Source organism: Chryseobacterium carnipullorum (assembly GCF_003815695.1).
In the GTDB taxonomy this organism is placed as follows: Bacteria; Bacteroidota; Bacteroidia; order Flavobacteriales; family Weeksellaceae; genus Chryseobacterium; species Chryseobacterium carnipullorum.
This window is the reverse complement of sequence record NZ_CP033920.1, coordinates 5,196,933-5,212,039: the sequence shown is the minus strand read 5'-3', so window position 1 is coordinate 5,212,039 and position 15,107 is coordinate 5,196,933. Positions and strand designations below refer to the sequence as shown.

The window sequence follows — 15,107 nt, the reverse complement described above, 5'->3', positions numbered from 1 at the left end:
TTAGAAGCGATTTTAGAGAGGTTTTTGCTTTTTTGGCAGGTAGATTTTTAATATTTTGAGGCTCTTAATTCAGAGATATAACACTCGTATTTTGCAGTTTGGACAAAAACCAAGACTTTACTTTGGGAAGGTCTTGAATTTGAGCTTTGATTTTTACTTTTCGGGCAGAAAATTTCAGTAGTTTCTTTAAATTATAAGATAATGCCGCCATCAAAACATGCTTGTTGGCAGATTTTATGCCGCGAGCATTGATGCGTTTCATCGAATGATGATTGATAAGCGTGCCTAAAACAGGCTCCACCGTAGAACTCCGGCGTTTGGTGAGGTATCTTGTGTAGTTTTTATCTCTGTTCAGCTTTTCGTGCATGGCATCGTAAAGGGGTTTATGAATGCTGTCGTCAAGCTTTTTAAATTTCGTCACTTTACCACAACAAACCTCTCTAAGTGGGCATTTCCCACAATCTTTTTCGCTGCTTCGGTAGACTTTTTTTCTGTAGCCTTTAGAATCAATCGCTTCTTTTTTGAATGGTAAAAAAGCCTTGTTCCCTCCTTCTTTTGTGCATTCGTAGCGGTTTTCTGATTGGTTAAAAACAAAACCATCACGATGAGATTTGTACTGTCCAAAATTGGGGATAAAAGCATTAATACCGCGTTTTTGACAATAGCTTAAACTTTCTCCACTGCTGTAACCCGCATCGGCTAAAATTTCATCGGGTTGTAAGTGGTTTTCTTTAAAATTGGCTAAAGTCTGATCCATAATTTCATTAAAAATTGCTGAATCTTTACTCCCAGAAGTACTTCCGCAGGCTCCTGTAATCACGTGATAAGCATCGTCTACTGAAACTTGTCCAGAATAATTCAACTGTCTGGCTTTCCCTGGTTTTACAGAGATTTTTGCATCGGGATCTGTGGGAGAATAATGCGTATGGTTACTTAAAAATTTGGGCCTAATTGCGTTACCATCTTCATCTTTTCTTTCGCTTTTAGTATTACCAGGCATGCCTTTATAAGCTTCTTCTTTCCAGCTATGGTGCTGATTGACGAGTTTTTTACGCGTGGTCGTCACTTTATACTCAGAATTTTCTTCCAGTTCATTAACAAAAGCACTCGCATCGTCTAAAACTTCTTTCTCCTCCAAACTATCCATACTCGCATTGGCTTTGATGAAAGCGGAGTCTACCGCCTGACGTTTGCCTCTCACCATTCCTTTTTCTATACATAAACTCAGGATTTTCCGGAAAAGCTGAAGGAAAACATCCTCTCCCAAAAGACCTCTTGTACGAGAAATAGTGCTGTGCCAAGGAAGTTCTTCATCCAGATCATATCCTAAAAACAACCGCACATCTAAGCAATTACTACAAAAGCGAAGCAAAGCCCTGTCGCTATTGATATTATTGAGGTAACCTACCAATAAGATTTTAAAAAACACAACCGGATCAATACTTTGATGACCTTCTGTGCCGTAATATTTTTTGGTGCTTGAATATAGAAATTGAAAATCTAATTCAAAACTGATTTTTCTATAAAAATTATCCATGGGAACCAGCCGATCTAAGCTGAGTTCATAGAATAATTGTGGTGTAAAATTTTTTCGTCCCTGCATATATAAATTTACCAAAAAAACATCACAACACAAAGAGTTTTTTACTATATTTGAGTTGTGCAACAAGCACATCGTATTGACCACATCTACGAAAGGAACCTGTGAAATCATACCGTTCCATAAATTCGGACTCATATTTGCAACAGCACCCATCAAAAGTCCTCCTGCGCTTCCGCCCTGAGCATAAAGATGTTTGGGTGAAGTATATTTTTCTTTAACCAGATACTCTCCGGCATCGATGAAATCGGTGAAGGTATTCTTCTTTTTCATCATTTTTCCGTCTTCATACCATTGCCTTCCCATTTCCTGGCCGCCACGGATGTGTGCGATAGCAAAAGCAAAACCTCTGTTCAGAAGACTTAGCCGCGTACTGCTGAAAGCCGCATCCATTGAACTTCCGTAAGAACCATATGCATAAAGAAGCAGCGGGCTGTTCCCATCTTTTTTAAATCCTTTTTTATACACAATGGAGATCGGAATTTTTGTGCCGTCCTTTGCTGTGGCGAAAAGTCTTTCGGTCGTATATTCATCTTTAGCATACCCGCCAAGAACTTCCTGTTGTTTTAGCAACGTTCTTTTGCCGGTCTTTAAATTCTGCTCAAACTGAGAGACAGGCGTAATCATTGAAGTATAGCCAAAACGGAAATTATCCGTGTTGTATTCAGGGTTTTCCAGTGAAGAAATGGTGTAGGCAGGTTCATCAAATGTCAACGCTTCCTTTTTAGCCGTCTTTCTGTCATAAATAACGAGTTGAGTAAGTCCATTCTGTCTTTCACTGAACACAAGATAGTTTTTAAACGCACTCACAGACTGCATTAATACATCACTTCTGTGCGGGATGAAATCCTTCCAGTTTTCAACACCTGTTTTATCTAAAGGCGTTTCTGCAATTTTAAAATTGAGTGCATCCTTATTCGTTCTGATCAGGAATTTATCTTCTAAAGGCGTGATCGAATAGAGAACATTCTTCATTCTCGGCTGGAAAACTTTGAATGTTCCGTTTGGATCATCAGCATTTAAATATCTTGTTTCAGAAGATGTCGTAGCCCCTGAATAGATGAGAATGAATTTTTGATTTTTAGATTTGTATACCGAAATATAATTGGTGTGGTCCTTCTCCTCATACACGGTCACATCTTTGCCTGGATCAGTTCCCAGCGTATGTTTTTTGATTTTTTCGGACAAAAGAGTCACCGGGTTGTTCTCTGTATAAAAAATGGTTTTATTGTCATTCGCCCATTCTGCTGAACCTTCTGTGTTTTTAATGCCCAGATCGATTGTTTTTCCGGTCTTCAGGTCCTTTAAAAATAAAGTATACTGTCTTCTGGAAACATCATCAACGCCATATACCAGTTTACTGTTGTCCGGGCTGATACTGAAACCTGTTGCATTATAATAAGGGTGCCCTTCCGCAAGTTGATCTACATCCAGAAGGATTTCTTCAGGAGCAGTAAGACTACCTTTTTTTCTGCAGTATTTGAAATATTGTTTCCCTGCTTCTGTACGGGTATAATAAAAATATCCGTTGTCAAAGACAGGTACCGATTCATCTTTTTCCTTAATACGGGCTTTCATTTCCTGAAAAAGTTTTTCTCTGAAAGGTTCTGTATCTTTCATCATGCCTTCCCAATAGGTATTTTCAGCTTTCAGATAATCAACCACTTTCGTAGAATCTTTTCCTTTTTTAAAATAATCGATCATCCAGTAATAGGGATCATTCACTTTATCCCCGTGAATTTCCCGGATGTGTGCCTGCTTTTCAGCAATGGGAGCTTTAAGAGCAGGGAATTTTTGAGATTGTATCGTAGAAGCACTCATAATTAATAGTCCAAGATAAAATTTCGTCATCATGTATTTTGTTTTTGGTGGTTTTTCTATGCTAAATTCCACAGATTTTTCAACAGCTTGTAGAAAGTATGCTCTTCGTCAGTGACTTTATTGTCAGCTTTAATCAGTGTTTTAGCAAATTGAGCAAATTTTACGCGTTCATCTTCCGTAGAATCATCATGGAAACACCTTGCATGGAATTCAAAATGATCTTTCCATTCTTCAGGCTGTAAAAGAGCCAGCGTTTCCAGTTCATTGTCAAGATTCATTCTGAAGGGAAATTCGTCTGCCATATATTGCTGAACCAGCATTCCTTCTTCAGGAGCAAATTCTCCGTCTACAGAAGATAAAATCATTAAAAGATGATAACCGGCGATTGATTTATTTGATTTTTGCATTGGTAAATGTATGTTTTAAGTATAGTGTTTAATTTTTGATTTCAAGGAATAAGTTTGGGAATTGACGAGTTTTTTTATTCACCATTCACGCATTGACCATTCGTTATATCCGTCCTAATCGACATAATCTTTTGCAGGCTGTTTGTCTACGATTTTTCCTTTCTCCAGTATGACTACAAACGGATTGCTTCTCGCTATCGTTTTGATAGCAGTTCCGTCCATCATCGCATTTTTAATGGTTTTAAAAGTGTTCTGATCCGTAGAGACTCCGTAGATGACAGCTCCTTTCTGGGTATTCACTTTAGCCTCAACTTTCTGCATAAGATCAGCAGGAACTTCTTTCGGATGATAAGAAAAAACGAGTACTGCTTTGGGAGCATTGATGATCTCATCGGTAAGATCCATGCCTGTAGGATCTTCAATTTTGAATTTTACAATTTCAGATTTATAGCCTTCTTTTACCAGAACCGATTCGTTTTTTCCTTCCTCAATTTTCCATGGAGAACCTTCCGCCCAGTATTTTGTCTCTTTAATATAATCATCCTGATTCACCTTCAAAACTTCTCCTGTTTTCTGGTTTTTAAGAGAGTAAAAAGTTTTGTATTCAGAAGGATTTTTATTAATTTTTTCCTTTTCAGTTTTGATATTCGTCCCTATTTTATAATCACGGAAATCAATCAATGGTTCATGCATGATTCCTTGAGCCATAATGTAGATCATGATCACAGAAAAAAGGCCCAGAAGTGCATATCTGAACTTACCAGATGATTCTTTTGTATTGTCGCTGCTGTATACGTCTTTTTTACGGAATTCCTTTCTGTAAAGGATAAACACGATAATAAGACCGACAAGAAGCACAATATCTTTAACAAAGCTCTGCCAAGGGGTAAACTTAACGGCATCTCCAAAACATCCGCAATCCGTTACAACATTGAAATAAGCCGAGTAAAAAGTAAGGAACCCAAAGAAGATACAAAGGGCAATTAACGCTGAAAGTGTAAATTTAAGCTTCAGTTTCAGTAAAAGCATAAACCCTAAGAAAAGCTCCAGGACGACCACAATGATCGAGAATAGAAGCGCAAATTTCTCCAGGAATGGCATGTTGAAAACGGACGGAGCAAAATATTCTTCCATTTTGAAAGAAAATCCTACCAGATCCACAGCCTTTACAAAGCCTGAAAGAATGAAGATAACAGCAATAATAAAGCGTAATACACCTTTGATCATAGTAAATTATTTTTTGGGTTCGGAAATATTTTCTTTTTCAGAAAACTTAATCAGGCAGAAAACAGCATAGTTCAGCATGTCGAAATAATTCGCATCCAGTCCCTCAGAAACAATCGTTTTTCCCTGATTGTCTTCAATCTGCTTTGTTCTCAGTACTTTCTGATAAATAAGGTCAGTAATAGAAGAAATTCTCATATCCCTCCATGCTTCACCGTAATCGTGATTTTTTCTTTCCATTAAAGCCTGAGCAGCCTGAGCATATTGATCATAAAGGTTCAAAACTTCCTCCTTATTTTCGTTAAAATCATTGGAAAGACCTTTCTCAAGCTGAATAAGTCCGATGATAGAGTAGTTGACGATAGCAATGAATTCATCCTCTTCGCTTTCATCTATCATCTTTTTATCTGTCATCTGCAGCGTACGGATTCTGTTCACTTTAATATAAATCTGATCCGTAATAGAACTCGGTCTCAAAACCCTCCATGCTGCCCCGTAATCTTGTAATTTTTTACTGAAAAGATCACGACACTGACTAATAACTTTTCCGAACTGTACTGATGTTTCTGACATAAATTTTCTTAATCTCCCAAATATACGAATTAGGTTTTAGGTAGCAGGAATCAGGAATTGATTTTTGTCAGAGTTTAGGCGTTTGGTTTAGAGAGTGGGAGGGTTTTAGAGTTATCATGGTTGTCAGTTGCTGATTTATTGTCTGGAAAATTAACAACTACCAACCAGCACCAAACAAAAATCATGAACTCCTACATTCCACAATAAATCTTAATTTTGCAGGACAGTATCACTTATCAATCATCAATTATATCTATGTCCTCAAACTCCCAAACCCTCAAACCTTCCGACCCTCCAACTTCTAAACCTTTCCATTCCATCAACTGCAACGGAAGGCTGTTGGAGCTCAGTAAACCAAAAATCATGGGTATTCTCAATCTTACCCCGGATTCCTTTTCTGATGGCGGAAAGTTTAATAGTGAAAAAGCAGCGTTAGAGCATGCCGGAAAACTTCTGAAAGATGGGGCAGAGATCATCGACATCGGACCGCAGTCAACCCGTCCCAATGCTGATTTTTTAAGCTGTAAAGAGGAGATTCAAAGAATAGGAAAAATGATTTCCCAAATCAAAAAAGAATTTCCGGAAGCATTAATTTCACTGGATACATTTTATGCCGAAACCGTAAAATTTGGATTTAATGAGGGGATTGATCTGATCAATGATATTTCCGGAGGGCAGTATGATGATCAAATGTTTGATGCTGCGGCAGAAACGAAACTTCCCTATATTCTGATGCATGTCAACCCGTCTTATGATACCATGCATGAAAAAGTCAAGTTCGAAGACATTACCTTGGAAGTTAATCGATATTTTTCTAAAAAGACCAATGAACTTCTTGAAAAAGGAGTGAAAGATATTATTCTCGATCCCGGTTTTGGTTTCGGAAAAACAGTAGAAGATCAGATGAAAATGATCGGTGAAACACAGTATTTTGGTTTTGAAAAGTTTCCTTTACTGATAGGGATTTCCCGAAAATCTTTTATCTATAAACCACTGAGGAAATCTCCTCTGGACATCAGTGAAGAAACGCAGAAACTTCATATGAAAGTTTTGGAGCAGGGAGCTAAAATTCTGAGGGTACATGATGTGGCGGAAACTGCAGTAACCATCAATGAATTTTGCGAAAAAAATAAAAAGTGGTAAAAAAACTTGCTCAGTAGTTAAAAATTAATACATTTGCAGTATGAATTTTACGAATCAAAAAAATATTATTGTCATTTCTAGCATTATTGTTGTCATTAACAGTAGTAAGGAATCGGCATTGTAAAATATTTTCATTTAAATTATATAAGCCGTTTCATATTGAAGCGGCTTTTTTTATTTCAGAAATTATGAATCAGTTATTAACAGTTATTATTATCGTCATTATTATTCCCTTGCTTTGGTGAGAAGGATAGAGTATGACTATACATATTTGAGCCCTCTCACATCGTGAGAGGGCTTTTTTTATACCCATTTGTTAATTTAAAAACCCTAAACAATGTATTACACTGACAAAACGATCGTTTATTTTGATGGAAATTTCTTAAAGGCTGGAGAGGCAGGAATGGACCTTTACGGCCAGTCACTTCATTATGGTTATTCTGTTTTTGAAGGTATAAAATCCTACAGCACCGATCGCGGCACCAAAATCTTTAAGGCAGAAGAACATTATGAAAGATTGAAAAGATCGGCAGAACTGATGCACATCCCGTTTGATTATTCAGTCAGCCAGCTTACGGATATTACTTATGAACTTTTAGAACGTAACGGATTCAGCGATGCTTATATCCGTCCATTGGTCACCTGTTCTCCCAATATGTCCCTTTCAAAAGGACAAAAATCATATCTGTCTCTGCTTGCCTGGGAATGGAGCAATGGCTATCTCGCAGACAAAATGAAAATCATGACGTCCCCTTTTCAACGTCCCAATCCCAAAGCCTTTAAGATAGAAGCCAAAGTAGGAGGACATTATGTGAATTCTATCCTGGCTTGTCAGGATGCCAAAGACAAAGGTTATGATGAAGCACTTCTGTTAGACGAGAATGGTAATGTTGCTGAAAGTTCAGGCGCTAATATATTCTATGAAAAAGATGGGACATTATTTACGCCTGCAAAAGGAAGCATACTGCCGGGTATCACCAGACAGACCATTTTTGAAATATGCAGTGAACTGGATATACCCGTTGAAGAAACCTTTTTCAAACCCGAAGAAATGAGAGGAGCTGATGCCGCTTTTTTCTGTGGTACGGCAGCTGAAATTGTAGCTCTGGATTCTTTGGATGATGTTCCTTTTACCAAAAACTGGAAAGATACAGCGAGTGACAAGGTGCAGCAGGCCTATCAGAAACTGGTAAGAGTTCGGTCATTGTAAATTTTAGTAAAGTAAATGATTTAATATCAGGTAATTATATCTTTTTTTTAAACAGTTGAGTATTGTAATTTTCATAAAAGTGAAAATGAAAAAGAGATTACAAGCTGTAGTTTTGAACCAAAATTAAGTAAAACTTCATTGATGAACTTTGAAAAAAATAAAATTTTTGATACCACATTTAGTGATGATAAGAAAAGCAAATGCAGGATAATATGTTAAATAAATATTCAAAAACATTCACACAGAACACAGAACAGCCCGCCGCAAAAGCAATGCTGTACGGAATAGGTTTCACAGATGACGATATGCAGAAAGCCCAGATAGGAATAGCCAGTATGGGGTACGATGGGAATACCTGCAATATGCATCTCAACGATCTCGCCCAAGTCGTAAAAAAAGGAACCTGGAATCACGGTCTTGCAGGATTAATATTCAATACAATAGGCGTAAGTGACGGGATGAGCAACGGGACAGACGGAATGCGGTATTCACTGGTGAGTCGTGATGTGATCGCAGACAGTATTGAAGCCATCTGCGGGGCACAGTATTACGATGGAATCATTGCATTACCGGGCTGTGACAAAAATATGCCGGGAACCATTATCGCTATGGGAAGACTGGACAGACCGTCCATCATGGTATATGGAGGAACAATAGCTCCGGGATGCTATAAAGACGAGCCACTTAATATTGTTTCAGCCTTTGAAGCTTTAGGGAAAAAGATTGCAGGTGAAATTTCAGAAGAAGATTTCAACGGAGTTATCAAAAATTCATGTCCCGGAGCAGGAGCATGCGGAGGAATGTACACCGCGAACACAATGTCTTCAGCGATAGAAGCATTGGGGATGAGCCTTCCGTACTCATCGTCTAATCCTGCACTGAGCAAAGAAAAACAGAATGAATGTCTTGAAGCAGGAAAGTATATCAAAATATTGCTCGAAAAAGATATCAAGCCATCAGATATCATGACCCGTAAAGCTTTTGAAAATGCACTTCGTCTGATCATTATCCTTGGAGGAAGTACCAATGCTGTTTTACATTTCATTGCGATGGCCAAAAGCGTAGGCGTTTCCGTAACTCAGGATGATTTTCAGAAAATGAGCGACATCACCCCGGTACTGGCAGATCTTAAGCCAAGCGGAAAATACCTGATGCAGGATCTTCATAACCACGGAGGAACGCCAGCCGTAATGAAATACTTACTGGAAGCAGGATTGTTGCACGGCGACTGTTTAACAGTGACCGGAAAGACCATCGCTGAAAACCTTGAACATGTTCCCAGTCTTGATTTTACAAAACAAAAAATTATCAGACCCTTATCAAATCCTATCAAGGAAACAGGTCACCTGAGGATATTGTATGGTAACCTAGCCGAAAAGGGAAGTGTGGCAAAGATCACAGGAAAGGAAGGTGAAAAATTTTCAGGAAAAGCCAGAGTGTTTGACGGAGAAAAAGATCTCATCAAAGGAATTGAAAACGGTAGAGTACAGCATGGAGACGTTATTGTCATCCGACATGAAGGACCCAAAGGCGCACCGGGAATGCCGGAAATGCTAAAACCCACCAGCGCTTTGATCGGAGCCGGGCTGGGTGGAAGTGTTGCTTTAATTACCGATGGAAGGTTCAGTGGCGGAACCCATGGTTTTGTAGTGGGACACATTACTCCGGAAGCCTATGAAGGTGGTCTGATTGCTTTTGTAAAGGATGATGATCTTATCGAAATCGATGCAGTGAACAACACGATACAGTTGAACGTATCCGATGAAGAAATTGCACGGAGAAAAAAAGGATGGCAGAAACCTGAACTTAAGGTTAAAAAAGGACTGCTTTACAAATATGCACTCACCGTGTCATCAGCTGCCGAGGGTTGTGTAACAGACGAAATCACTTAATAAAAAATATAATGAAGAATCTTAATGTATCCATAGAAACAGAAATTAGCGGAAGCCGGATCATCCTTGAAGCATTTCTTCAGGAAGGAGTAAAAACAATATTTGGATATCCCGGAGGAGCTATCATCCCTATTTATGATGCCCTTTACGATTATAAAGATAAGCTGGAGCATATTCTGGTCCGACATGAGCAGGGAGCAGTTCATGCGGCACAGGGGTTAGCCAGAGTTACTGGAGAAGTGGGAGTTGTTCTGGCCACCAGCGGACCTGGTGCAACCAATCTTGTGACGGGATTAGCAGATGCATTGCTTGATAATACCCCTGTCGTATGCATCACAGGACAGGTTTTTGGACATCTTTTGGGAACCGATGCTTTTCAGGAAATAGATGTAATGAATGTAACAAGCCCCGTTACAAAGTGGAATTATCAGGTAACCGATGCAGACGAACTTTCCGAAGTATTAGCTAAAGCATTCTACATCGCAAGATCAGGAAGACCCGGCCCTGTATTGATTGATGTGACAAAAAATGCCCAGCTCCAGAAGGTTTTGTATAGAGAATATACACCGTGCGATTCTTTAAGAAGTTACAGACCTGATCCGGTTCCCAATAGGGAAAATATTGAAAAAGCAGCGGTACTCATTAATCATGCAGAAAAACCATTTATCATTGCAGGACAGGGAATTATACTGGGAAAAGCTGAAAAAGAGTTTATACAGTTTGCTGAAAAATCAGGAATTCCGGTAGCATGGACCGTTTTAGGAATGAGTGCAATTCCAACGAATCATCCACAAGCTGTAGGAATGGTGGGAATGCATGGAAACTATGGCCCCAATATTCTTACCAATGAATGCGATGTTCTGATTGCGGTGGGAATGCGCTTTGATGACCGTGTGACCGGGAGGCTGGATCAGTACGCAAAACAGGCAAGAATCATTCATCTGGATATTGACAAGGCAGAAATCAATAAAAATGTAAAAGTGGAAGTTCCGGTTCTGGGAAACTGCAAAGAAACCCTACCTCTTCTTACCCAGTTGATAGCACCGAGACAACATTCTGACTGGCATCAGAAGTTTAAAGATTGCCATGAAATAGAGAATCTTAAACTGATAAGTCATGAACTCTATCCTACTGAAGGAGAAATTACAATGGGAGAAGTCATCCGGAATCTGAATGAAATGACCCGGGGAGAAGCTGTAATTGTCAGTGATGTTGGACAGCATCAGATGGCCACCTGCAGATATTCAGATTTTAAACATACCAGAAGCAGTATCACAAGCGGCGGGCTGGGTACGATGGGATTTTGTCTTCCTGCTGCCATAGGGGCTGCTTACGGAACTGAGCGTACGGTAGTGGCGGTCATGGGAGATGGCGGTGCTCAGATGAACATTCAGGAGCTGGGAACATTGATGCAGTATCAGCCGGATATTAAGATTTTGATTTTGAATAACTGCTATCTGGGAATGGTGAGACAGTGGCAGGAACTGTTTCACGAAGAACGGTATTCTTCGGTAGATATTCAGAGTCCGGATTTTGTACAAGTGGCCAAAGGCTATCATATTCCTGGAAGAAAGGTTATGCAGAGAGAAGAACTGGAAGCTGGTCTCAGTGAAATGCTTCATCATAAGGGAGCGTTCCTTCTGGAAGTAATGACAGGAAAAGAACACAATGTTTTCCCGATGATTCCTCAGGGCAAGAGTGTTTCAGAGATCGTACTGACTCATAATAAAGTTTAAAATATTAATTGAAAAAAGATGAAACCAGAAAATAAAGAATACACCATCACAGCCTACACAGAGGATTATCTGGGACTGATTGGCCGGATCAATGCTATTTTTTCAAGAAGAAGAATCCCAATTGTGAATTTCAATGTAGGCCCTTCCGAGATGGAGAAAATAAAAAAGTTTGTAATCGTCATTAAAGAAACGGAAGAATCTGTACAGAAAATCACCCAACAAATAGAAAAACAGGTAGATGTGCTGGAAGTACATTATCATAGAAATCCATACCTGACAGCAGTATTACATGCGAGCTGAATAAAAAGACAATCAAAATATAATCATTAACAACAAATAAAAATTAAAAGAAGATGGCAAAATTGAATTTTGGCGGAGTAGAAGAAAACGTAGTGACAAGAGAAGAATTTCCATTACAGAAAGCTCAGGAAGTATTAAAAGATGAGGTGGTAGCCGTAATTGGTTATGGAGTACAGGGACCTGGACAGGCACTTAACCAGAGAGATAATGGGGTAAATGTCATTGTCGGTCAGAGGAAAAATTCAAAATCCTGGGACAAAGCCATTGCAGATGGATTTGTACCCGGAGAAACATTGTTCGAAATAGAAGAAGCTTTAGAAAAAGGAACGATCATTTGCTATCTGCTGAGTGATGCCGCTCAGATCGAATACTGGCCTAAAGTAAAACAGCATCTTACCCCTGGAAAAGCATTGTACTTCTCCCACGGTTTTGGAATCACTTTTAATGAACGTACCGGAATTATTCCCCCGGCTGAGGTTGATGTATTTCTTGTAGCGCCTAAAGGTTCAGGAACTTCATTAAGAAGAATGTTCCTTCAGGATCGTGGACTGAACAGCAGTTTCGCCGTATATCAGGATGCCACCGGAAAAGCAAGAGAAAGAGTGACTGCATTAGGAATAGCTATCGGAAGTGGTTATTTATTTGAAACCGATTTTAAAAAGGAAGTGTTCAGCGACCTTGCAGGAGAAAGAGGAACATTGATGGGTGCTGTACAGGGAATATTCGCAGCCCAGTATGATGTCCTGAGAAAAAACGGTCACAGCCCTTCTGAAGCTTTCAATGAAACAGTTGAAGAACTGACCCAATCATTAATGCCATTAGTGGCAGAAAACGGAATGGACTGGATGTACGCGAATTGCAGCACGACAGCCCAGAGAGGAGCATTAGACTGGTGGAAACGATTCAGAGACGCCACTTCGCCTTTGTTTGAAGAATTGTACGACAGTGTGGCAAAAGGAGATGAAGCGCAACGTTCCATCGACAGCAACAGCAAACCCGATTACAGAGAAAAACTGGAAGTAGAACTTACCGAGCTTAGAGAAAGCGAAATGTGGAGAGCCGGGAAGACCGTCCGAAGTCTCAGACCTGAGAACAATTAACCCTCATAAAAATGATGAAAGAAGAAACGTATCCATCTGTTTTGAACAGTGTCTATAAGGCAGCTGAAAGGCTTAGAAATGTAGTGGTAAGGACCCCTTTGGCCGTCAACAACAATCTTTCCACTATTTATAATGCCAGAATAAGCTTTAAAAGAGAAGACCTGCAAAGAGTAAGGTCGTACAAAATCAGAGGAGCTTATAATAAAATGGCAGTAATGTCTCCGGAAAGTCTGGCAAAAGGTGTGGTTTGCGCAAGTGCCGGAAACCACGCTCAGGGAGTTGCTTTTGCATGCAGTACGATGCAGGTGAAAGGAACTATTTTTATGCCTTTGCCCACTCCGGGACAAAAACTGGAACAGGTAAAGATGTTCGGAGGAACTTATATAGATATTGTTCTTTACGGGGATACTTTTGATGAAGCAAAAGATGCAGCCGTGAAGTTCTGTGACGACAACGGAGGAATATTTATTCATCCTTTTGATGATCAGAATATTATTGATGGACAGGCTACGGCAGCGCTGGAAATCCTTGAACAGTCGGATGAACCTATTGATTATCTTTTTGTTCCTGTTGGAGGAGGAGGACTGGCTGCTGGCGTATGTACAGTATTCCGCCAGTTGTCTCCACAAACAAAAATTATTGGAGTGGAGCCTTCAGCAGCGGCAAGCATGAAAAAAGCACTGGAAAATGGAAAGCCGGTGCTTCTGGAAAAGATCAGCCGTTTTGTGGATGGTGCTGCGGTGCAGAAAGTAGGTGATCTCAATTTTGAACTGTGTAAAAGTGTATTGAAAGATATGGCTTTAGTGGATGAAGGGGTGGTTTGTGAAACCATTCTTTCCCTCTACAATAAGGACGCTATTGTGGTGGAACCTGCCGGAGCTCTTTCGGTGGCTGCGTTAGGGAAATATAAAGATCAGATTGAAGGAAAAAATGTGGTATGTATTATCAGTGGAAGTAATAATGACATTACGCGTATGGAAGAGATCAAGGAAAAAGCGCTTCTCCATGCAGGATTAAAACATTACTTCCTGGTAAGATTTGCGCAGCGCCCGGGAGCCCTGAAAACCTTTGTGATGAATGTGTTGGGTCCCAATGATGATATTACTTTTTTTGAATACACACAGAAAAACTCAAAGGAGAAAGGTATTGCTGTTTTGGGTATCGGATTGAGGAATAGTGAAGATTTTACGCCACTGCTTAACAACATGAAGAAATATGACTTTTTTGTCAATTATCTGAATAATGATCCGTCTTTAATGAATCTGCTTATTTAAAGTAACGAATATGATCAATGGTTGGTAATCTAATTCTAAAATTTGGAGAAAATTGAATTTGCAACCTAAATATCTGACCTAGGAAAATGGAGCGTCAAAAAAATCAATCCTGTGAACGTTAAGAAAATTCTACTGTCCGAAGCGCGGGACTGTAATTGAAACGAAGAAGAAATAATAAATCTGCGCAAGTTTTAGAATTTTTAGAGAACAGGATTTATTTTTAGCGGAAGTTTCCCAGTCTTGAATTTTTGATTTTTTTGTTTCAAGACAAAAGAAGAATAAAGAATATTTGCAGAATTTGTGAAGCAGTGAGAAGTAATTTTGAGAGTAAAGAATAAAGAATAAAGAATAAAGAATAAAGAGATTGCTTCGTCGCTACGCTCCTCGCAATGATAAAGAATACTAAGTTTAACACGGATGATTTATTGTAAAGTTTGGGAAAAATAGAATTTGCAACCTAAATATCTGACCTAGGAAAATGGAGCGTCAAAAAAAATCAATCCTGTGAACGTTAAGAAAATTCTACTGTCCGAAGCGCGGGACTGTAATTGAAACGAAGAAGAAATAATAAATCCGCGCAAGTTTTAGAATTTTTAGAGAACAGGATTTATTTTTAGCGGAAGTTTCCCAGTCTTGAATTTTTGATTCTTTTGTTTCAAGACAAAAGAAGAATAAAGAATATTTGCAGAATTTGTGAAGCAATGAGAAGTAATCTTGAGAGTAAAGAAGAAAGAATAAAGAGATTGCTTCGTCGCTCCGCTCCTCGCAATGACAAAGAATACTAAGTTTAAGACGAATGATTTATTGTAAAGTTTGGGGAAAATTGA

11 protein-coding genes are annotated in these 15,107 nt (G+C 39.2%); 7 read left to right on the top strand and 4 right to left on the bottom strand.

The window, feature by feature from the left end:
- Window positions 1-64: 64 nt before the first annotated feature.
- The 4 genes from EG346_RS25245 to EG346_RS23505 form a co-directional block, all read right to left on the bottom strand.
- Window positions 65-3,451, bottom strand: a complete 3,387-nt coding sequence (locus tag EG346_RS25245; RefSeq protein WP_228429400.1) for an IS1182 family transposase — start codon at window positions 3,449-3,451, stop codon at window positions 65-67.
- Window positions 3,452-3,477: 26 nt separating this feature from the next.
- The gene (locus EG346_RS23515) at window positions 3,478-3,828 is read right to left on the bottom strand and encodes a TerB family tellurite resistance protein (RefSeq protein WP_073333950.1); all 351 of its coding nucleotides are present in this window, start codon (window positions 3,826-3,828) and stop codon (window positions 3,478-3,480) included.
- A 114-nt stretch (window positions 3,829-3,942) separates the two neighbouring features.
- A complete protein-coding gene (locus EG346_RS23510) occupies window positions 3,943-5,055 on the bottom strand; it encodes a BT_3928 family protein (protein ID WP_123882260.1) in 1,113 nt (370 codons plus the stop codon).
- 6 nt (window positions 5,056-5,061) lie between these two features.
- Window positions 5,062-5,625: a DUF1599 domain-containing protein gene (locus EG346_RS23505; protein ID WP_073333943.1), complete on the bottom strand. Its 564-nt coding sequence runs from the start codon at window positions 5,623-5,625 to the stop codon at window positions 5,062-5,064.
- A gap of 255 nt (window positions 5,626-5,880) precedes the next feature.
- Between EG346_RS23505 and folP the strand changes: the two genes are divergently transcribed.
- From folP to ilvA, 7 genes are all read left to right on the top strand, one after another.
- Window positions 5,881-6,768: a dihydropteroate synthase gene (folP, locus tag EG346_RS23500; RefSeq protein ID WP_455550152.1), complete on the top strand. Its 888-nt coding sequence runs from the start codon at window positions 5,881-5,883 to the stop codon at window positions 6,766-6,768.
- A 337-nt stretch (window positions 6,769-7,105) separates the two neighbouring features.
- The gene (gene ilvE, locus EG346_RS23495; RefSeq protein ID WP_123882257.1) at window positions 7,106-7,978 is read left to right on the top strand and encodes a branched-chain-amino-acid transaminase; all 873 of its coding nucleotides are present in this window, start codon (window positions 7,106-7,108) and stop codon (window positions 7,976-7,978) included.
- Window positions 7,979-8,190: 212 nt separating this feature from the next.
- Window positions 8,191-9,870, top strand: a complete 1,680-nt coding sequence (gene ilvD / locus EG346_RS23490; protein ID WP_185146771.1) for a dihydroxy-acid dehydratase — start codon at window positions 8,191-8,193, stop codon at window positions 9,868-9,870.
- An 11-nt stretch (window positions 9,871-9,881) separates the two neighbouring features.
- Window positions 9,882-11,606, top strand: a complete 1,725-nt coding sequence (gene ilvB, locus EG346_RS23485; RefSeq protein WP_123882252.1) for a biosynthetic-type acetolactate synthase large subunit — start codon at window positions 9,882-9,884, stop codon at window positions 11,604-11,606.
- A gap of 18 nt (window positions 11,607-11,624) precedes the next feature.
- A complete protein-coding gene (locus tag EG346_RS23480; RefSeq protein ID WP_073333930.1) occupies window positions 11,625-11,906 on the top strand; it encodes an ACT domain-containing protein in 282 nt (93 codons plus the stop codon).
- A gap of 53 nt (window positions 11,907-11,959) precedes the next feature.
- Window positions 11,960-13,006, top strand: a complete 1,047-nt coding sequence (ilvC, locus tag EG346_RS23475) for a ketol-acid reductoisomerase (protein WP_073333927.1) — start codon at window positions 11,960-11,962, stop codon at window positions 13,004-13,006.
- An 11-nt stretch (window positions 13,007-13,017) separates the two neighbouring features.
- Window positions 13,018-14,280: a threonine ammonia-lyase IlvA gene (gene ilvA, locus EG346_RS23470; protein ID WP_083564056.1), complete on the top strand. Its 1,263-nt coding sequence runs from the start codon at window positions 13,018-13,020 to the stop codon at window positions 14,278-14,280.
- Window positions 14,281-15,107 lie beyond the last annotated feature (827 nt).

Bases quoted from the DNA above. Each gene is read 5' to 3' on its own strand.
- folP (WP_455550152.1), top strand. From the start codon at position 5,881: ATGTCCTCAAACTCCCAAACCCTCAAACCTTCCGACCCTCCAACTTCT.
- EG346_RS23480 (WP_073333930.1), top strand. From the start codon at position 11,625: ATGAAACCAGAAAATAAAGAATACACCATCACAGCCTACACAGAGGAT.
- ilvE (WP_123882257.1), top strand. From the start codon at position 7,106: ATGTATTACACTGACAAAACGATCGTTTATTTTGATGGAAATTTCTTA.
- EG346_RS23510 (WP_123882260.1), bottom strand. From the start codon at position 5,055: ATGATCAAAGGTGTATTACGCTTTATTATTGCTGTTATCTTCATTCTT.
- ilvB (WP_123882252.1), top strand. From the start codon at position 9,882: ATGAAGAATCTTAATGTATCCATAGAAACAGAAATTAGCGGAAGCCGG.
- EG346_RS23515 (WP_073333950.1), bottom strand. From the start codon at position 3,828: ATGCAAAAATCAAATAAATCAATCGCCGGTTATCATCTTTTAATGATT.
- ilvA (WP_083564056.1), top strand. From the start codon at position 13,018: ATGATGAAAGAAGAAACGTATCCATCTGTTTTGAACAGTGTCTATAAG.
- ilvD (WP_185146771.1), top strand. From the start codon at position 8,191: ATGTTAAATAAATATTCAAAAACATTCACACAGAACACAGAACAGCCC.
- EG346_RS25245 (WP_228429400.1), bottom strand. From the start codon at position 3,451: ATGACGAAATTTTATCTTGGACTATTAATTATGAGTGCTTCTACGATA.
- ilvC (WP_073333927.1), top strand. From the start codon at position 11,960: ATGGCAAAATTGAATTTTGGCGGAGTAGAAGAAAACGTAGTGACAAGA.
- EG346_RS23505 (WP_073333943.1), bottom strand. From the start codon at position 5,625: ATGTCAGAAACATCAGTACAGTTCGGAAAAGTTATTAGTCAGTGTCGT.